We start from the raw sequence: 18,191 nt of genomic DNA on the forward strand, positions 1-18,191 counted from the left end.
CTAAAGATACTACCCTTCGCATAAAGAATAACAGAATTCGACTCAAACGTCCAAACTAAGTTTTTAATAAATCGATATCTGCGGAATATATATTTTTTATCTCCCCATTATCAAGCCGAAGCTGTAACGCCCCATCATTTGTCATTCCTATTGCCTGACCTTCGACAGTCTCTCTTAAGGTAGTAGCTCTAATGCGATTATTTAATGTGCAATTGTAGCTTTCCCAAATAAGTTTAATAGGTTCAAATCCTAGCTTTATATACATATCACTATATCTCTCTAAATGAAAAAGTACTTTAGAGACCAATAAAGACCGGTCTACAGCTGTGCCCGACTCCATTTTTAGAGAGGTTGCAATAGGCTCCAATACTCCCTTAAAAGAATCAGCGGTTTGATTGACATTGATGCCTATCCCAACAATAATTGCTTGAACTCTATCCATATCTGCTTGCAGCTCAGTTAGAATACCTGTTACTTTTTTCCCATTAATCAGAAGGTCATTTGGCCATTTAATATTAGGAACACATCTTGTAACCTCTTCAATAGCTCGTGCAATCGATACAGCAGCTACTAAAGTAAATTGGGCCGCAAATTGTGGAGTTATTTTCGGACGCAAAATGACGCTCATCCATATTCCCTCACCAGATGAAGATTCCCATGAACGATCCATTCTTCCACGCCCGGCTGTTTGCTCCTCTGCAATGACAACTGTACCATGCGGAGCGCCATCTCTAGCTTTATTTGCAGCAATTGTTTGCGTAGATTCACAAACAGGATGATAAATAATTTCCCGTCCAAGATGCTCTGTTTGAAGATGAAGAGAAACACGCTCAGCAGCCACTGTATCAGGCAATCTATTTAGGATGTAACCTTTTTTCTTAATAGCTACTATTTCATAGCCTTCTTCCTCTAGCCCCTTTAAATACTTCCATACCATTGTTCTAGATATTTCTAGTTCATCTGCTAGTATTTGTCCTGAGATTGGTTCACCGCTTGCCTCTTTTAATCTGGAAATAATTTTTTCTTTAATTGACATATTCACGAATAAACCATTCCTTTATATGTTGTCTGTCATTTTCTATTTCCTCATTTAATATCATTGTAGTTAATCTATCTAATACTTCCCGAATCCATGGCCCACGCTTTTCCTTCTTCCATTCCATCAGATCATGTCCGCTTACAACAATCTCACGTACAGATGAAATAGCCAGTTTGGCTTTTAAATCAGCTAATATGTCAGGAGTATAGGGATGTTCAATATGCTGTATAATTTGACTATAGCTGGCGGCAGCAATTAAAACCTCTACTGTAAACTGGAATAATTCATATGAAGTCCAAAAACCCTTCTTCAAAAACTTAACCGCAAGCAACACGTTTTTGACATAGCTCTTCTCATCATTTGAACATTTGAAAGTTGACAATATCTCGCCTATATTCAGTCCCTCGTTCATCAATACAAAAAAAGCCCAGCCATTGGCTCTATTGCCAAAGTGATTAAATTGCTTCCATAATGAAACGTTGGTACACCAATCTCCCAAAAAGTGCTCGGAGAGACCAGTTGCAGCAAAAAGTTCCATGCCTCTATACGGATAATTACTTATCCAAATCTTTTCAAGCTCTACTTTGACTCTTTCCATAGAGATGTGAGTTATTAGAGGATGGAGCTCTTGTATAGCATCCAAAGTAGACTTCTCTAAGGAAAAATTTAGTTGAGAGGAAAAACGAATTGCCCTTAGCATACGAAGAGCATCCTCAGAAAATCGTTCCTTTGGATTTCCAACCGCTTTAATAATTTTAAGTTTTAAATCCTGTTTACCACCAAAAAAGTCGATTAGCTCGTCTTCCTTCGTCAAGGCCATTGCATTGATGGTAAAATCTCTACGCTGGAGATCTTCTCTCAATGTTCGGACAAACCGGACCTCATCTGGCCTTCTAAAGTCACTATAAGACGTTTCAGATCTATAGGTCGTTACTTCGATAGGATCTTCTAGTACGACAAGAACTGTTCCATGCTCTATTCCTACATCGATGGTATGTTCAAAAAGAGTTTTTACCTCATGTGGTAAGGCATTTGTAGTAATGTCAACATCATTCGCTTGTACTCCTCGCACGAAGTCTCGCACTGCTCCACCAACTACATATGCTTCGAAGCCAGCATCCTCCAGTTTAGAAATCACCTTAAATGCATCTGGCCATCGATCTTTCATCAGTTTTTCGCCACTCTTTCGTACATCTTTTCATATTGTTCGACTATTTGTGCAGAGCTAAAACGAGTTCGTACTATCTCTAATGCTGTTTCTTTTAATTGATTATGTAAAATAGGGTCCTTTAAAATCTTCAATCCATATTCAGCTACTTTTTCTATATCGCCAAGAGGAACAAGATACCCATTTTCTCCTGGAACTATTACTTCTGGGATCCCTCCTACTGCTGTACCAATACATGGAACCTCACACGCCATTGCTTCTAATAGCACTAATCCAAAGGACTCCTTTTCAGATAATAGTAACATCAAGTCAGAAATTGCATATAATTCCGAAACATTTTCCTGCTTACCTAAAAATAGGACGTCCTTTTCAATCGGCTTGCCTTTTACATATTCCATGACCGGGTGCTTTTCTGGTCCATCCCCAACTAGTAAAAGCTTAGCCGGAATTTCTTTATGTATGAGCTCAAAGCTTTTTACTACATCTGGTACATGCTTGACCTTCCTGAAATTAGAAACATGAATAATAACTTTTTCATTTTCTTTTATACCTAAGAGTTCCTTAAGATTGCCACCGTCTTTTTTATGATATTCTCTTTCATCGACAAAATTATAAATTGTCTCTATATCCTTTTTCGTTGTTATAAGTTCTCTCGTTTGCTTTACTAAGGATTTAGAGACAGCAGTTACCACGTCAGACTTCTCAATTCCGTATTGAATAGCTCCTGTAAGCGAGGAATCATAGCCTAGCACTGTAATATCAGTTCCATGTAATGTAGTAACTATTCCAATGTCTGAGTTTGCCATATCCTTTGCCAATATTGCACAAACCGCGTGAGGTATAGCATAATGCACGTGCAGAACGTCTAAACCTTCGTCCTGAATTACCTCAGCCATTTTGTTTGCCAGAGCAATATCGTATGGAGCGTATTGAAATACCGAATAGCTATTAACCTCTACCTGATGAAAGGTAATGGTTGGGTAAATTTTGTTTAAACGGAAAGGCACGCTAGAAGTGATGAAATGTATTTCATGACCTCTTTCTGCCAGCATTTTCCCAAGTTCTGTTGCAATAACACCGGAACCCCCGACTGAAGGATAGCAAGTGATACCTATTTTTAATTTACGCATATATTATATCCTCATTTCCTTAACGTCCGCGGCGTTCTTCTAGCAGTCGCCAATCTAAAAATCCTTCTTCGATTCCTTTTAAGAGTACTTCTGCCGTCCCCATATTTGTAGCCAATGGAATTTGATAAACATCACATAGACGTATTAAAGCAGTTACATCAGGCTCATGGGGCTGAGCTGTAAGTGGATCTCTAAAAAAGATAACCATATCCATTTCATTGTTGGCTATTGCTGATCCGATCTGTTGGTCTCCTCCTAGGGGGCCAGATTTGTATCGATTGACTGACAAACCTACTTCATCAATAATCTTTTTACCAGTCGTCCCAGTAGCAAATAATTCATGCTCCTCTAAGATGGTTTTATAAGCTGTTACAAATTGGATCATATCTTCTTTTTTCTTATCATGGGCAACTAATGCGATTCTCATGTTGCTTCCTCCTATAGGATAATTTCTTCTAAACCATACACTAATTTGCTTTGATTCATCACTTCTTTAATAGAAATAACCACACCTGACATAAACGAACTTCTATTGAAGGAGTCGTGTCTTAAAGTTAATAGCTGACCATCTCCACCTAAAAGCACTTGTTGATGTGCGATTAAACCGGGCAAACGAACGCTATGAATGCGCATTCCATCAAAATTAGCGCCTCTTGCACCTTTAAGAATTTCTTCTTCTTCTGGATGACCTTGAACTGAAGCTTCTCTAGTATTTTGTATCATTTGTGCAGTTTTAATCGCAGTCCCTGAAGGCGCATCTACCTTCTCATCATGATGCAGTTCAATTATCTCAACATCCGGTAAATATTTTGCAGCAGTTTGGGCAAACTTCATCATTAATACGGCTCCAATAGAAAAGTTCGGAGCAATAATACAGCCGACTTGTTTTTCTTCTACCAAGTTTCTAATATTATCTAATTGTACTTCTGAAAAGCCTGTAGTGCCAACAACAGGTCTTACCCCATACTCCAATGCTGTAATAATATGCTCGTAAACAGCAGAAGGTACGGTCAAATCAACTAAAACGTCCGGTGCCGTTTCTTCGATTAACTCTGTTAAAGAAGTATAAATCGGTATATTATCTCCTAAGGTAGCTTCTGTTTTTTTTGAATCTAATAATCCTACTAATAGAAAATCCTCGTTTTTTATAATGGTTCCAACTGCTTCCCTTCCCATTTTGCCTCTGGGCCCTGCTACCGCTACTTTTATTACCATTATGAGTCCTCCTTTTTAGTCCATCGATCTTTATCACGTGTATTATATTTATAAAGTACTTTTTGTAAAGCATCTTCTAGGTCAATACCCTCTGAGTTAGCCAAACAAATTAATACAAAAAAGAAATCACCCATTTCATCAGCAAGTTCCTTCTGTACCTCTGTATTCTTTTTTTTCTTAGTACCATACTTATGTTGAACCTCTCTAGAAAGCTCTCCTAGTTCTTCTGTGAGTCTTGCTAGGAGCTCCATTGGAGGAAAGTATCCTTCCTTAAATTGGCTTATGTATGTATCTACTTCCTGTTGAAGCATTTTCATGTTTTTATGTTCTTTCATAAACTCACTCTCCCACATTTATCGTAATAAATATACACTACTGTTGTCAAAAGCTATAAAATATTATAGATTTAGTATGGACTATTAAATGAGGTGGTACAATGGGAATAGGCTTAAAATTTAAGAATATATTGATGATTATACTGGGATCTGCAATTTTTAGTTTTGGATTTGTACATTTTAATATGCAAAATGCCCTTGGAGAAGGCGGATTTTCAGGGATTACGCTAATTCTTTATTTTGTATTTGGGTTAGATGTTTCTGTTATGAATCTTGTGCTGAATATACCTATGTTCTTTTTAGGTTGGAAGCTTTTAGGTAGAAGAGTATTTTATTATACCCTTATAGGAACCTTTTCAGTTTCTGTCTTCTTAAAAATCTTCGATATATATGAGATTCAACTCGGGATTAGCGATGATTTATTTTTAGCCTCACTTTTTGCTGGTGTCTTTATAGGTACAGGGCTTGGTATCATCTTCCGAGCTGGTGGTACTACTGGTGGAGTTGACATTATTGCTAGATTAGCCCAAAAATATTTGGGCTGGAGCATGGGTAAAACAATGTTTATGTTTGATGCATTAGTTATTTTAGTTTCTTGGCTAACATTCTTGGATATTCGCTCAATGATGTACACGCTTGTTGCAGTATTTGTAGGTGCTCGAGTTATAGATTTCGTCCAGGAGGGTGCATACGCAGCTCGTGGAGCATTCATCATATCTGAACATCAGGATGCCATTGCTAATCGTATAACAACCGAAATGGACCGGGGAGTAACCGTCCTAAAAGGCTATGGGCATTACACAAAAAAAGATAGGGAAGTTTTATATTGTGTTATTTCTAAAAATGAAATTATGCGATTAAAAACTATCATCTCAGCTGTTGACCCCCATGCATTTGTTTCAGTTACAGAAACAAATGATGTAATGGGTGAGGGCTTTACATTAGACGAACAAAAAAGACCACTCCTTTAAACTAAAGGATATAAAAAGAGCATGCTTGCATTTTCACTCTGCAAAACATGCTCTTTTGTTATTTATTTATAGTTAAATCATTTTAAAACAAAGAGACTATCCTAGCAGAAGCTAAGATAGTCTTCATTTTTAACTATTCGTCTCTAGACATACCTGTATAGATTAAGACTAGACGTAATAGCTCAAGCACTGCTACCGCTGCGGCTGCTACATACGTTAAGGCAGCTGCACTCAATACTTTTTTAGCGTGTCTCTCTTCTTCGTTACGAATAACACCTAACGAAACCATCTGATTCATAGCTCGACTAGAGGCATTAAACTCAACAGGAAGAGTAACGATTTGGAATACAACCCCCATGGCTAATAGAATAATACCTAATAACAGCATGTTAGTTGAAGTTGCAAAAATACCAATCATGATAAAGATCCAAGATGCGTTAGAAGATATATTAGCTACCGGAACTAATTTATGTCTTAATGTTAAAAAAGAGTAAGCTTCCTTATGCTGAATAGCATGGCCTACCTCATGAGCAGCTATTGCAGCACCAGCTACAGAAGCTTCATGGAAGTTATGACTAGATAGCGCGACAATTTTGGTCATCGGATTATAATGATCACTTAAGAAACCGCTGCTTTCTACTACTTTAACATCATATAAACCATTTTCATCTAAAATTCGTCTAGCTACTTCTGCACCCGTCATACCGGATGTAGAACGTACCTTAGAATACTTTTTATAGGTGCTTTTAACTTTCATCTGTGCATATATCGGCAATAATAAAATTATTGCAAAATAAATGATATACATTCCCAACAGACTTTTCCCCCTCTCAATATCTAACACTAATTTTAATAGGAAACTGATCTACAATCAACTAATATGATTTGACCTTCTTTGATAAATGGATATTGCAAGCAGAATACATGCAATTGATAGCCAGAAAGTAAAGTAACCAATGTTATTGGCATAATCACTTAAGCTTCTATAGGTTGGCATTTGTCCAAAAACGTAATCAATGACGTCATTATGTAAGGTCCATATTGCCGCGATTAAAATATGGCCAAGTTTAAAACGATAGAAAGGAATATATAAAACAGCCTGTAAAGCCATAGCAAAATGAGATGCAACTAGCATCCATCCCATCCATCCAATACCTCCAGTTTCCAGATATGTCCATATATTCATAACTACAGCCCATAAACCGTATTTAACTAATGTAATTAGCGCTAATGCTTCTATTAGCTTCCAATTCTTTTTAAGCAGCCAGCCAAGAAGAGCTATCGTAAAGAAAAGACTCGCGGTCGGGCTGTCTGGTACAAATATTAAAAACTTAGCTTCAGTAACAGATAATTGCCCTTCATACCAAATGTAACCATAAATCGTGCCCAGAAGATTTACAAAAAACAATAACCACATAAAGGATTTGTTGTAAAGCAACATCTTTAAATGCATTAACATATATATTACCCAATCTCCTCTTTTTTATAATTAAGTTATTTTGTAACATAGTAGTACCATTAAAAAATTTATAGCTAAAAAAAGAGAGCCAGTTACCTGACTCCCTTAATAGTAAAGATTATTCTACTGGCTGTAAAGTTGTTATAAACTCAGCAAGCTGTTGTAATTCCTCTTCTGTTCCTTGGAAAGAGCCAGGTGGCATAGTTCCAATCCCTTCATGAGCAATATTAACAATTTCTTCAGCTGTATATTCTAAACCAATAAGTGGCTTACCTATACCGCCTTCAAATGCATTACCATGACAACCTATACAGGAAGATCCCTGATAAATTTCATAGCCTGGTGCTGTTTCATCAATTTCCACAGCGACTTCTTCTCTAATTTCACCTTGTGCTTTAGCAGCTTCCCAGTCATGGTTTGCTACAGATTCCCAAGTTAAGAAAATGATGGATGCGATTGCTAGAAGCATGAAACCAGTTGGTAAAGGACGTTTCCATGGGCTTCTTTCCTTGCTTGTATCTAAGAATGGTACTAGTAAAAGTGCTCCGAAAGCAAGACCTGGCATGACGATTGCACCAATAATATTATATGGTCCAGAAGCAAATTCGTATTTTAATAATTGATATAAAAATAGGAAATACCAGTCAGGTAAAGGAATATAAGCTGTGTCCGTTGGATCAGCTGGTCGCTCTAACGGCGATGGATGTGCAACTGTCAATACTAAATAACCGACTAAAAATACTGCTCCAACTAACCATTCTTTTAACAAGAAATCAGGCCAGAAAGCTTCTGTTTTACCTGGATACTCAGAATAGTCTTTAGGAGTTTTCTTTTTACGGCTAGAAGGATCCGTTACACGAGAATCTCCAACAAATTTCAAACCTTTTCCGCGATGCATATTGTCCCCTCCTTTTAAGAATTATCTGTTCCACTTACCCATTATAGTGGCCCAGAAATACCTTGACGACGAATCATGATAAAGTGAGCTGCAAGTAAAGCAAAAAGAGCAGCTGGCAAGAAGAATACATGAATCGCGAAGAATCTTGTTAATGTTTGTGCACCGATGATTGTTTCATCACCAGCTAATAACGTTTTGATCATGCCACCAATAACTGGAACAGATGCGGCAATTTCAATACCTACTTTTGTAGCGAACAATGCTTTCATGTCCCAAGGAAGTAGGTAACCTGTAAATCCTAAACCTAACATAACAGCGAATATTAATACTCCGACCATCCAGTTTAGTTCACGAGGTTTTTTGTAAGAACCAGTAAAGAATACACGCAAAGTATGTAAGAACATCATAACAATTACAAGTGATGCTCCCCAGTGATGCATCCCACGCACGATTTCACCGAATGCTACTTCGTTTTGAAGGTAGTAAACAGATTCCCATGCATTCTCGATATCAGGTACGTAATACATTGTTAAAAACATACCAGAAAGAATTTGAATAACTGTGATGAAGAAAGTTAATCCTCCGAAACAATAAACAAATGCTGAGAAATGATGTGCAGGGTTTACGTGTTCTGGTACTTCATGGTCTGCGATATCACGCCATATAGGTGTAATATCAAGACGTTCATCCACCCAATCATAGATTTTATTAAGCACTGATGTCGTACCCCCTTACATTAAACTAATGTGTTAGTTATAGCTTTTCCAATTTCTAAGAAACCGTCATTTTCACGTACTTCAAATTGATCCAACGGACCTAGAGGTGGTGTTTTTGCAACATTCTGTCCGTTTTTCTCATAACGACCTGCGTGACATGGACAGAAAAATTGGTTTTTGTGCGCTGGGTCACCTTCCCAGTTGACTGTGCATCCTAAGTGCTTACAGATTGGAGATAATGCGATTACGCTGTCTCCTTCTTTGTAAACCCATGCAGAACTAGTTACATCAGACTTGTACCAGCCGTCTACCTGTTCAAAAGTAAAGTCTACTCGTTCAGGCACATCTGTAAGATCTGCAATTTTCTTCTCAGTCAGTACGAAGTCTCCACCTTCTGATTTTTGCAATACAGGATCAACTGCAAAACGTACCATTGGCATTAGCATACCTGCAGCCATAAATCCGCCAACACCCGTTAATGTATAACTTAAAAATTGACGTCTTGATACTTTATTGTTACTCATCCTTTTCCCCCCTCTAACTTAAAGGTCAGTCCAATGGACATACTTGCTTGAATTAATAATACTAGGACATTTCAATGATATATCAATAAAAATAGAAGGTCAATAATTCCTGCCACGAATTATGAACTTTGTGAACAATTAATGAAAGATATTGTCACGAATTTGCCCATTTTTTTGCAAAAAGCGGGATTAATTGTCTTAATTGATCTTCCAATACGGATATTTTCATTTTTTGATCCATGGAATCAAGTGGTATTGATGGGAACCATATTACATTTTGATCCTCCCCCATTGTACTCCACTCTCTATCAGAAGTAACGTAAAATGTGTGTTTAAACCCAGCTTTTTTTAATTCCTCATTCCAAGCATCTAGTAATGATAGCTTGTCCTGATTATTCGTGTAAGAGAAGGAAGGAAATAATACAATCCTTCCTTTAAACTGATTTTCAATTGTGTTGGCTAACGATAAGGTAAAATCAGCTGCAGAAGCAGCAAATGGGAAGCCATGCTCTGAACCGTCTATTAATATTAGTGGAATTATTGCTGTGTCTATATATTCTTTTTGTGCTTGAAAAACTGCGCTATCTTTTCCGTTCCAATGCATGATAATCTCATCTCTCCTATTTTTCTCTATACGGAAGATTTTTCCACAATGCGGAAAGCTCGAGAAATTTTTCTTTATTGTTTTCGTCAATTGCTTGATCAATCTGTTTTTTCAACTGCTCAGCCTGAAAAGATTGCAAGCTTTCTGTCAATATATCTTCTGCTATCATCTTATCTTTTTCACTAATATGCAAGTATTTCGGCATATAAGGGTTCTCTTCTAAAACTGCTAAGTACTCCGGACTAGGAGGAAGTGTTTGAAAGTTCAACTGAATATACATTTCTTCCTCTGGGTGCAATCGAAGATCATGAAATGATTTTTCTGCATCCGCGGTCATGATACTACCTTTATAGAATCTAAAAGGTATTCCGGAGGAAGTAGTTACAGACATAATCATAGCACGAGGGCAATAATGAGCTTCCTCCACAAAATGTACATTGTTCAACATTGTTTCATGGCTTATTAAGTAATTTAAAATCCACACGCACTCTCTTCTTTTCATTTGATACTTTTTCAAAAACCAACGGACAAACTCTTTTTTCTCGCCAACTGAAACAGAAGCAGTCACATAACCTCTCCTTCCTATCTTTATTCCATCATGTCAAACCATTCACTGTTTTCAGGCTGAAGCTTCTGCAATTTGGAAATGATTTCTTTAGCTTCTTCACGTTTACCTTCTTCTAAAAGGAAGTATAAGTATTTTTCTAAAAATGCTACATCCTCTTTATGTTCAGTATATGCAAGTTTATAAAATTCGTATGCTTTTTCATACATTTCTAAACGTTCATATGCCTCTGCTAGAAGTGGATACATAGATGACCATTCAAATTGCTCTTGTTTTAAGGCCTCGTATAGTTCAATCAGTTCTTCATCCATCTCTTCCTGTGAAAATAAAGAAGAAAGTATGTAGATAGCATCCATATATTCCGGATCTAATGCTATAGCTTGCTGAAGAAAACTTTCTGCTTCCTTCACTCTACCCAATTTCAATGAAATTTTACCTGCAAATAAATAATATTCTTTTTCAAATTCATCTCGAGCTATTCCGTTTGTAATAGCCTCTAATGCTTCCTCGTTCTTTTCCAGCATTGCATAAGTTTCTGCCAGGAGCATATACCCTGAGAAGAAATCTGGATCAATTTCTAAAAGATGATTTAAATGTTTTGCTGCAGTTTCATATTGTCTAGCTTGGAAAAAAGCATAAGCAGCTTGGAATAGAACTTCAGGGGCCGCTTCCTTCTTTAATGCATCTGTGTAATAAGGAATCGCCTCTTCATAAGCAGCACCAGCACTATAAATTTCAGCTACTTTTAAAGGCAAATTCACTCCTTGTAGCTCATTTTGAGAAGCTAACAGCTCCTCCATTAATCGCGCAGCCTCTAAATATCTCCCCGTTTCAAACAATAGCTCGCCTTTTGCATATTGCAGTAATGGCTCTTTTGGTAAAATAGCAATTGCTTCATTTATTTTATGTTCAGCAACCTCATATAAACCAATCATTTGATAATAATCAGCTAAAGTAAGCAAAGCCTGTGGATAGGACTCACTTTTCTTTTCTATATTGCTTAGCATTTCCAAAGCATCGTCTTCTTTATTCAATTCTAAATATAATTGTGCCTGATCTATTTTGAGCTGATCCTCTTCTGGGAATATAAAGTTTAAATGCTCTAAAAGCTTTAATGCCTCTTGGACAAATCCATACTCTGTCAACATATCAGCTAACTCATACTGCTCATCCGGATCTCCTTCTAGCAAGAAAGCGTCCAGCATTACTCCTAACTTTTCTATATCTCCATTCTCCATTACTCGAATAAAGGGCATCATTCTTTCCATATCATCACCATTCCTTCTCATTTATTAATCGTACAAGAACTTTTAAAGTAGAACAAGAAAAAGACTCTCCTTATTAGGGAGAGTTATGGAAAAGTTATTGTTTCGTGACTTTTTCTATATGTTCAAAGAAATTTGGATAAGAAACAGCAATACATTCATGATTGTCGATTGATACCGATCCCTCTGTAATTAGTGCCGCAATAGCAGCCATCATCCCAATACGATGGTCTCCGTAAGTCAATAATTCTCCGCCATGCAATGGAGTTGGCCCTTCTATGATCATCCCGTCTTCTGTAGGAGTAATATTAGCTCCAAGTTTTCGTAGTTCATTAACAACTGCGTCTATGCGATTTGTTTCTTTTACTTTTAATTCTTCTGCATTTTTGATAATTGTTTTTCCCTTAGCTTGAGTTGCTAGAAGAGCTATTACTGGTATCTCATCTATTAATCTAGGAATTAGATCGCCTCCTATAGTTGTACCTTTTAAATCTGACGTTTCAATAGTCAAAGCACCGATTAGCTCGTGACTTGTATTTTCTGATATATCGATTGTTAAAGATGCACCCATAGATTGTAATACGTCAATGATCCCTGTCCGAGTTTTATTTAACCCTACATTGGTCAGCTCCAACCTACTCTTTGGAGAAATAGCCCCCGCAACCAAGAAAAAGGCAGCAGATGATATATCCCCAGGCACTATTACATGAGTACCTGTTAGCTTTTGCCCACCGTGAAGACGAATCATTCTGTCCTCAACTTGAATATTTACTCCAAAATGACTAAGCATTTTTTCTGTATGGTCACGAGTAGTCTCTATTTCTTCTACTATTGTTTCACCTTCAGCATTCAAAGCAGCTAATAATATAGCAGATTTAACTTGAGCACTTGCTACAGGCATTTTATAATGGATGGCCTGCAAATTTGACCCCTCCACTGATATTGGGGTGTACTGTCCATTTGCTCGACCAATCAGTTTTGCGCCCATTTGCTTTAATGGCTCAGTAACTCTTTTCATAGGCCTTTTTTGAATTGACTCATCCCCTATTAGTACAGAGGAGATATTAGATCCTGCTAATATTCCAAGCATTAAACGAGTTGTAGTTCCAGAGTTACCAGTATATAAAATCTCATCAGGTTCTTTCCATGTAGAAATCCCGTTGCTTTTTATTTCTACACGGTCCTCTTCTACCTTTATATCAACCCCGAGCTTTGAGAAGCAATCAATTGTACTTAAGCAATCATCACTCTGTAGGAAGCCTTCTACTGTTGTAGTTCCTTCTGCGATAGCCCCAAACATAATAGAACGATGAGAAACTGATTTATCCCCTGGTATTTTAATACTTCCTTGTAAGGAAGGCTTATCAAAATTTAATAGTTTATCTGACATCGTAGATCCCTCCCTAAGCAATATATGTATCAAATGAGGTATGAGTAGCAATACATTTAACAGCCTTCGCACGGTCTTCCATCGACTGAAAGCTAATGACCAAAATACCAAATATGTCTTCTCTTGTTTCCACAATACGCAAATTTGTTATACTTATATCCTCTTTTGCTAAATAACCAATAACTTCGGAGATAACACCGGCATAATCCGGAACATCCACATACAGGTCATATACACTATATAATGCTCCTTGAGCAATTGGTAGATCATCTCGAATTTGTTTTGCCTGTGCAAAGTATTCCTCGATATCTTTTTGGTCTGCCTTTTCTATAAGATGCTTTAATCGTAACATCTCCTCCGTCCAAAGCTGAAGCTGATTACTAATTTCCTGGCGGTTTTGCATCGTTATGTCTCTCCACATAATCGGGTTGGAAGAAGCAATACGAGTTATATCTCGAAAACCACCTGCTGCTAGCTGCTTTGTAAAAGGAAAGCTCTTATTTTCCTCTGACAGTTGATGTACAAGTGAGGCTGCTATTAAATGAGGGAAGTGGCTAACAGTTGCTGTCATATGGTCATGCTCCTGTGCACTAATCTCAACGAGCTTTGCTTTAGTAACTAGCAAAATATCCTTAAGTCTCTTTAAATTTTCCTCCGCTTCGTCTACAAAGGGAGTAAGCATATAATATGCATTTTCAAACAAATAGGCACGAGCTGCTCCTATACCACTTTTATGGGAACCAGCCATCGGATGCCCCCCAATAAAAGTAATTCCAAAATGCTTAAGTACTTCAGCAGCATTCATTATTTCATTCTTCGTGCTACCCGTATCCGTAATGATCACATTTTCTTTTAGTTTCCATGTTGGAAGCAGCTTCATAAGGTCGATTGTTATACTGACTGGAGTTGCAAATACGATAATATCTGCTTGCTGTGCAGCATCTTCCATATTAGAAGCAATTTCATCAATTACCCCTAGCTTTTTAGCAGTAACAAGAGAATTTTCATTGCTATCATAGCCTACAATAGTCAGACCGTCTTTCCTCTTTAGCCCTAAAGCTAGAGAGCCTCCTATGAGACCAAGTCCAATAATGAAGATGGTTTGTTTCATTAAATTACCCCTACCTCTGTCAATACTTCATCTAGTTTTTGAAGTAATTCTTCATTTTGTTCTTTTGTTCCAATAGTAATTCTAAGATACCCTGGTTTTCCTAAAGCATTACCACTGCGAACGATATATCCACGCTGCATAAGCCCTTGGAAAACTACGTCACTATCAGCTTTTACTTCCATCAAAATAAAATTTGTGTGAGAAGGATAGAAGTGCAGCTTTCGCTCTTTACAATATGCTTCGAATTGAGATTTCCCAGCATTATTTTTTTCTTTGCAATCAGCGATGAATTGCTGATCGCTCAGTCCTAATATGGCTACTTCCTGAGAGATGACGGTATTGTTAAATGGCTCTCTCGTCGGCTCTAGCTGACTAATTACTTCCTCAGAACCTACTGCGTAACCTACACGGAAGCTTGCTAACCCATAAGCTTTTGAGAAGGTACGCATCACTAAAACATTGGGATGTTTTTCTATTAACTGAATAGAATCTTCATAACTACTATCCGTAATGTACTCTGTATAAGCTTCATCTAATACGATTAATACATCACTTGGTGCTTGCTCTACAAAAGCCTTTATTTTATCGCTTGGAGTTAGAGTCCCTGTAGGATTATTAGGATTACAAATCCAAACAATTGCTGTGTTTTCATCGATGGCCGCAAGCATTTTTTCTAAATCATGCTCTCCCTCTGCTGTAAGAGGAACAGTACGTGCTTCTGCGCCCTCCACCACGGCATTATGCTTGTATTGACCAAAAGTTAAATCTGCCATAATAGTATTTAAACCAGGCTCTAGAATCGCTCTGGAAACGATTAATATATTCTCGTCAGAGCCGTTACCAAATAACAATTGCTTTTCGGAAATATTCAAACGGTTAGCAACCGCCGTGCGAAGCTTAGAGGCATATCCATCTGGATATAATGCAAAATCTATATTAGCATTTGCCAAAAATTCCTTTACTTTTGGTGAAGCACCATATGGATTTTCGTTAGATGCAAGCTTTGTAACCTTTTCAAGATTAAAGGCCTTCTTAACTTCATCCATTGTTTTTCCTGGTTGGTATGCTTGTAATCCAGCAATTTGTTTTTTGAATTTCATTCTATTTACCCCAATTCTATTATTATCTTTTTAATAAATCTGGTCTCAATTGAATTGCCTTGTTTAAATATATGTGTTGTATATCCTTTTGTGATTTCTCTGTATTGACATGCATCATTAAACGTATGCATTTCTCTAGCGCACCCGGGACATTCATTTCGTGCGTACACATTACCGGGACATGCGACCATCCTTCTATACCTCTCACAGCCCTCGCAGGAAATGCTGAAGTAATATCCGTAGTGGTGCTAATAATGACAGAAGCGATTGACTCAGGATCAATGTCGTTCGCCTTGACCATTTCTAAAGCAAGACGGGACGTTTCTTGCAATACTTGCTCATTAGAATCTGCATCCACTGTTGTTGCTCCTCTAACGCCTCTAATCAATTATTTCCCCTCCATTATCCATTTTCGTAATTGTTCGTCACACTGTTTTATGTCTTCCATTGGAACAACCTTTATAAAAGGCACTCCAATGGTGTCAAGTAATGCAAAATGCAGTTGCTTTTTCATTGTCTTTTTATCCTTCAGCATGAAATCCGCCAATTTCTCAAAGGGACATGCTAAAACCTGCTTTATATCATATCCAAGTCTCATAGCCAACGAGTAAAATGATTTTGCAAAGCCATTAGGCAGATTGCCGAACTTTTCACTAAGCATTAGTGCGGGAATCATTCCAATCATTACTGCTTCCCCATGTGAAATCTTTCCGTATCCGATGGAGGCTTCTACTGCGTGACCATATGTATGCCCAAAGTTGAGATATTTTCGGAAGCTGTTCTCTTTTTCATCCATTTCAACAATTTTGGCTTTGACACGAATCCCCTTATCCAGCCATTGTAACAATTGATGTTTATCTAAATTACTTAATGAAGTAAGCTGGTAAAATTCCTCCACCCACTTATTATCGCTAATAAGTGAATGCTTAATAACCTCAGCCATGCCGGACTTAACCTCTCTTAGAGGAAGTGTCTTTAAAAAGTGAAAATCATAAATCACTTCTTTCGGCTGATAAAAAGCACCTATCATATTCTTTCCAATCGGATGATTAATCGCTGTTTTCCCACCAACAGAGCTGTCATGTGCAAGGATAGTAGTAGGGATTTGATAGAATGCAATGCCTCGCATAAAGGTAGCTGCAACAAACCCTGTTAAATCTCCTACAGCCCCTCCCCCAAAAGCAAATAGAGCGGAGTTCCGTGTAGCTCCCTCCTGTAAAAGAAAGGTTTGTACATTTAAATAGGATTCAAAGGTTTTACAGGACTCGCCAGTTGGAACAATACATATTTTAAACGGAGCGGTAAAATTTTCTCTTACATAGTCCTCATGTAAACTCCAAACAATTTCATCGCTTACGATAATTAACTGATCATAGTCTTCTAGCTTTTTTTTATTTCTGAAGGAAAAATCCTCAAGGATGCCTTCTCCAAGATGCACCTCGTAAACAGAGGCATTTGTTTTAACTGGGATAATCATGTTCAAAACCCCTTTGTATACGCTCTATGTCTTTCAATATCTGCTTTTAAAATATCCATTTGATCGCCTTTAAAAGTATCTAATACAGCTGAAGCAACTTCCCAGGCAATAACGTTTTCTGCTACTACAGATGCTGCTGGTACTGCACAGCTATCAGATCGTTCAATGCTTGCTTTAAACTGCTCCTTTGTATCGATATCAACACTTTGTAAAGGTTTATATAATGTTGGTATAGGCTTCATCACACCTCTTACAACAATCGGCATTCCTGTTGACATACCACCCTCGATACCACCAAGTCTGTTTGTATCACGAACGTATCCCACTTCTTTGTCCCAAGAGATTTGATCGTGCACTTGACTACCAAACAAGTTAGCCATCTCAAATCCTAAGCCAACCTCGACTCCCTTAAATGCATTGATACTCATCATTGCCATAGCGAGTTTACCGTCAAGCTTTCGATCATAATGAACATAGCTTCCAACACCTGCAGGCATACCTGTAATTATTACCTCAACGACTCCTCCAATAGTGTCTCCAGCTTTTTTAGCTTGGTCAATTGCCTCTACCATCTTCCCAGAAGCTTCAGAATCTAAACAATAGACAGGGTCTGCCTCCACTTTCTCACGAATTTCATCAATCGACATTCCTTCTGCTAAATTTAAATCTGCTTCAATACCGCCTATTTTGGTTACATGTGCAACAATGGAAATACCAAGCTCATTTAATAATTGTTTTGCTACTGCTCCAACTGCCACTCGGACGGTTGTTTCTCTAGCAGAAGAACGCTCTAAAACATTTCTTAGATCACGATGGCCATATTTCATACCACCGACAAGATCTGCGTGACCTGGACGAGGTCTTGTAATCTTTCTTTTAATCTCGTCCGGATCCACGTCTTCTCCAAGCGGTTCAATGCCCATAATATGAGTCCAATGTTTCCAATCATCATTATTAACTACTAGGCAGACTGGAGATCCTAGTGATTTACCGTGACGCACTCCTGCTGTGATGGCAACTGTATCTTTTTCTATTTGCATACGTCTTCCTCGGCCATGTCCACCTTGACGTCGTTTTAATTCCTTGTTTATCTTTTCACCTGTAATCTCTAATTGGGCTGGTAAACCCTCTATAATGGCTGTTAGTTGTGGTCCATGTGACTCACCTGCTGTTAAATAACGCAAAACGCTTTCCCCCTTCAACTCGCTAAAGTATTTGTTTTCA

General features: G+C 37.8%; 21 protein-coding genes. 1 reads left to right on the forward strand and 20 read right to left on the reverse strand.

All coding sequences use genetic code 11. The features are described from left to right. Positions 1-55 precede the first annotated feature (55 nt). From D0S48_RS03560 to D0S48_RS03585, 6 genes are read right to left on the reverse strand one after another with little or no spacing between them, the layout of a single operon-like run. Positions 56-1,036: a biotin--[acetyl-CoA-carboxylase] ligase gene (locus D0S48_RS03560; RefSeq protein WP_370455752.1), complete on the reverse strand. Its 981-nt coding sequence runs from the start codon at positions 1,034-1,036 to the stop codon at positions 56-58. Further along, positions 1,026-2,207, reverse strand: coding sequence for a CCA tRNA nucleotidyltransferase (locus D0S48_RS03565; RefSeq protein ID WP_151110146.1), 1,182 nt, complete (start codon positions 2,205-2,207; stop codon positions 1,026-1,028). The genes D0S48_RS03560 and D0S48_RS03565 overlap by 11 nt, the downstream gene beginning before the upstream one ends. Beyond that, entirely contained in the window at positions 2,207-3,337 is a 1,131-nt protein-coding gene (bshA, locus tag D0S48_RS03570) for an N-acetyl-alpha-D-glucosaminyl L-malate synthase BshA (protein ID WP_144536857.1), read from the reverse strand. Before bshA ends, D0S48_RS03565 begins: the two co-directional genes overlap by 1 nt. A gap of 19 nt (positions 3,338-3,356) precedes the next feature. Continuing rightward, positions 3,357-3,764, reverse strand: coding sequence for a methylglyoxal synthase (gene mgsA, locus D0S48_RS03575; RefSeq protein WP_144536859.1), 408 nt, complete (start codon positions 3,762-3,764; stop codon positions 3,357-3,359). A gap of 11 nt (positions 3,765-3,775) precedes the next feature. After that, positions 3,776-4,552, reverse strand: a complete 777-nt coding sequence (dapB, locus tag D0S48_RS03580) for a 4-hydroxy-tetrahydrodipicolinate reductase (protein ID WP_144536861.1) — start codon at positions 4,550-4,552, stop codon at positions 3,776-3,778. Further along, complete coding sequence (locus tag D0S48_RS03585) at positions 4,552-4,887, reverse strand: nucleotide pyrophosphohydrolase (RefSeq protein WP_151110148.1); 336 nt, start codon at positions 4,885-4,887, stop codon at positions 4,552-4,554. Before D0S48_RS03585 ends, dapB begins: the two co-directional genes overlap by 1 nt. Positions 4,888-4,988: 101 nt before the next feature. Here D0S48_RS03585 and D0S48_RS03590 point away from each other — a divergent pair, with 101 nt between their 5' ends. Continuing rightward, complete coding sequence (locus D0S48_RS03590; protein ID WP_151110150.1) at positions 4,989-5,858, forward strand: YitT family protein; 870 nt, start codon at positions 4,989-4,991, stop codon at positions 5,856-5,858. Between the two features lie 133 nt (positions 5,859-5,991). Here D0S48_RS03590 and D0S48_RS03595 read toward each other — a convergent pair whose 3' ends face one another. From D0S48_RS03595 to aroC, 14 genes are all read right to left on the reverse strand, one after another. After that, positions 5,992-6,666, reverse strand: coding sequence for a zinc metallopeptidase (locus D0S48_RS03595; protein WP_144537226.1), 675 nt, complete (start codon positions 6,664-6,666; stop codon positions 5,992-5,994). 63 nt (positions 6,667-6,729) lie between these two features. Continuing rightward, complete coding sequence (locus D0S48_RS03600; RefSeq protein ID WP_151110152.1) at positions 6,730-7,317, reverse strand: lipoprotein heptaprenylglyceryl N-acetyltransferase LhaT; 588 nt, start codon at positions 7,315-7,317, stop codon at positions 6,730-6,732. 118 nt (positions 7,318-7,435) lie between these two features. After that, positions 7,436-8,215: a menaquinol-cytochrome c reductase cytochrome b/c subunit gene (locus D0S48_RS03605; RefSeq protein ID WP_151110154.1), complete on the reverse strand. Its 780-nt coding sequence runs from the start codon at positions 8,213-8,215 to the stop codon at positions 7,436-7,438. A gap of 41 nt (positions 8,216-8,256) precedes the next feature. Then, the gene (gene qcrB / locus D0S48_RS03610) at positions 8,257-8,931 is read right to left on the reverse strand and encodes a menaquinol-cytochrome c reductase cytochrome b subunit (RefSeq protein ID WP_144536871.1); all 675 of its coding nucleotides are present in this window, start codon (positions 8,929-8,931) and stop codon (positions 8,257-8,259) included. A 20-nt stretch (positions 8,932-8,951) separates the two neighbouring features. Further along, positions 8,952-9,455 carry a Rieske (2Fe-2S) protein gene (locus D0S48_RS03615; RefSeq protein ID WP_144536873.1) on the reverse strand — a complete coding sequence of 168 codons (504 nt, stop codon included), beginning with the start codon at positions 9,453-9,455 and terminating at the stop codon, positions 8,952-8,954. A 154-nt stretch (positions 9,456-9,609) separates the two neighbouring features. Next, entirely contained in the window at positions 9,610-10,059 is a 450-nt protein-coding gene (locus D0S48_RS03620; RefSeq protein ID WP_151110156.1) for a YpiF family protein, read from the reverse strand. A gap of 16 nt (positions 10,060-10,075) precedes the next feature. Then, on the reverse strand, positions 10,076-10,627 hold the full coding sequence (locus D0S48_RS03625; protein WP_144536877.1) for a ReoY family proteolytic degradation factor: 552 nt from the start codon (positions 10,625-10,627) through the stop codon (positions 10,076-10,078). 20 nt (positions 10,628-10,647) lie between these two features. Next, positions 10,648-11,892, reverse strand: coding sequence for a tetratricopeptide repeat protein (locus D0S48_RS03630; protein WP_225216082.1), 1,245 nt, complete (start codon positions 11,890-11,892; stop codon positions 10,648-10,650). A 94-nt stretch (positions 11,893-11,986) separates the two neighbouring features. After that, positions 11,987-13,279, reverse strand: coding sequence for a 3-phosphoshikimate 1-carboxyvinyltransferase (aroA, locus tag D0S48_RS03635; RefSeq protein WP_151110158.1), 1,293 nt, complete (start codon positions 13,277-13,279; stop codon positions 11,987-11,989). Positions 13,280-13,292: 13 nt separating this feature from the next. After that, positions 13,293-14,390: a prephenate dehydrogenase gene (locus D0S48_RS03640; RefSeq protein ID WP_144536881.1), complete on the reverse strand. Its 1,098-nt coding sequence runs from the start codon at positions 14,388-14,390 to the stop codon at positions 13,293-13,295. Then, the gene (gene hisC, locus D0S48_RS03645; RefSeq protein WP_151110160.1) at positions 14,390-15,490 is read right to left on the reverse strand and encodes a histidinol-phosphate transaminase; all 1,101 of its coding nucleotides are present in this window, start codon (positions 15,488-15,490) and stop codon (positions 14,390-14,392) included. The genes D0S48_RS03640 and hisC overlap by 1 nt, the downstream gene beginning before the upstream one ends. A 22-nt stretch (positions 15,491-15,512) precedes the next feature. Beyond that, the gene (aroH, locus tag D0S48_RS03650; protein WP_151110162.1) at positions 15,513-15,878 is read right to left on the reverse strand and encodes a chorismate mutase; all 366 of its coding nucleotides are present in this window, start codon (positions 15,876-15,878) and stop codon (positions 15,513-15,515) included. Then, complete coding sequence (gene aroB, locus D0S48_RS03655) at positions 15,879-16,967, reverse strand: 3-dehydroquinate synthase (protein ID WP_151110164.1); 1,089 nt, start codon at positions 16,965-16,967, stop codon at positions 15,879-15,881. Positions 16,968-16,969: 2 nt separating this feature from the next. After that, on the reverse strand, positions 16,970-18,151 hold the full coding sequence (gene aroC, locus D0S48_RS03660; protein ID WP_151110166.1) for a chorismate synthase: 1,182 nt from the start codon (positions 18,149-18,151) through the stop codon (positions 16,970-16,972). Between the last annotated feature and the right edge of the window lie 40 nt (positions 18,152-18,191).

It is taken from the genome of Psychrobacillus sp. AK 1817 (assembly GCF_008807035.1).
In the GTDB taxonomy this organism is placed as follows: domain Bacteria; phylum Bacillota; class Bacilli; order Bacillales_A; family Planococcaceae; genus Psychrobacillus; species Psychrobacillus faecigallinarum.

What these genes read in the sequence shown, in the direction of transcription:
- aroB (WP_151110164.1), bottom strand. Translation starts at nt 16,967, where the DNA reads ATGATTATCCCAGTTAAAACAAATGCCTCTGTTTACGAGGTGCATCTT.
- hisC (WP_151110160.1), bottom strand. Translation starts at nt 15,490, where the DNA reads ATGAAATTCAAAAAACAAATTGCTGGATTACAAGCATACCAACCAGGA.
- D0S48_RS03585 (WP_151110148.1), bottom strand. Translation starts at nt 4,887, where the DNA reads ATGAAAGAACATAAAAACATGAAAATGCTTCAACAGGAAGTAGATACA.
- bshA (WP_144536857.1), bottom strand. Translation starts at nt 3,337, where the DNA reads ATGCGTAAATTAAAAATAGGTATCACTTGCTATCCTTCAGTCGGGGGT.
- D0S48_RS03565 (WP_151110146.1), bottom strand. Translation starts at nt 2,207, where the DNA reads ATGAAAGATCGATGGCCAGATGCATTTAAGGTGATTTCTAAACTGGAG.
- D0S48_RS03620 (WP_151110156.1), bottom strand. Translation starts at nt 10,059, where the DNA reads ATGCATTGGAACGGAAAAGATAGCGCAGTTTTTCAAGCACAAAAAGAA.
- D0S48_RS03630 (WP_225216082.1), bottom strand. Translation starts at nt 11,892, where the DNA reads ATGGAAAGAATGATGCCCTTTATTCGAGTAATGGAGAATGGAGATATA.
- D0S48_RS03560 (WP_370455752.1), bottom strand. Translation starts at nt 1,036, where the DNA reads ATGTCAATTAAAGAAAAAATTATTTCCAGATTAAAAGAGGCAAGCGGT.
- dapB (WP_144536861.1), bottom strand. Translation starts at nt 4,552, where the DNA reads ATGGTAATAAAAGTAGCGGTAGCAGGGCCCAGAGGCAAAATGGGAAGG.
- D0S48_RS03615 (WP_144536873.1), bottom strand. Translation starts at nt 9,455, where the DNA reads ATGAGTAACAATAAAGTATCAAGACGTCAATTTTTAAGTTATACATTA.
- D0S48_RS03590 (WP_151110150.1), top strand. Translation starts at nt 4,989, where the DNA reads ATGGGAATAGGCTTAAAATTTAAGAATATATTGATGATTATACTGGGA.
- mgsA (WP_144536859.1), bottom strand. Translation starts at nt 3,764, where the DNA reads ATGAGAATCGCATTAGTTGCCCATGATAAGAAAAAAGAAGATATGATC.
- D0S48_RS03640 (WP_144536881.1), bottom strand. Translation starts at nt 14,390, where the DNA reads ATGAAACAAACCATCTTCATTATTGGACTTGGTCTCATAGGAGGCTCT.
- D0S48_RS03595 (WP_144537226.1), bottom strand. Translation starts at nt 6,666, where the DNA reads ATGTATATCATTTATTTTGCAATAATTTTATTATTGCCGATATATGCA.
- aroA (WP_151110158.1), bottom strand. Translation starts at nt 13,279, where the DNA reads ATGTCAGATAAACTATTAAATTTTGATAAGCCTTCCTTACAAGGAAGT.
- D0S48_RS03605 (WP_151110154.1), bottom strand. Translation starts at nt 8,215, where the DNA reads ATGCATCGCGGAAAAGGTTTGAAATTTGTTGGAGATTCTCGTGTAACG.
- D0S48_RS03600 (WP_151110152.1), bottom strand. Translation starts at nt 7,317, where the DNA reads ATGTTAATGCATTTAAAGATGTTGCTTTACAACAAATCCTTTATGTGG.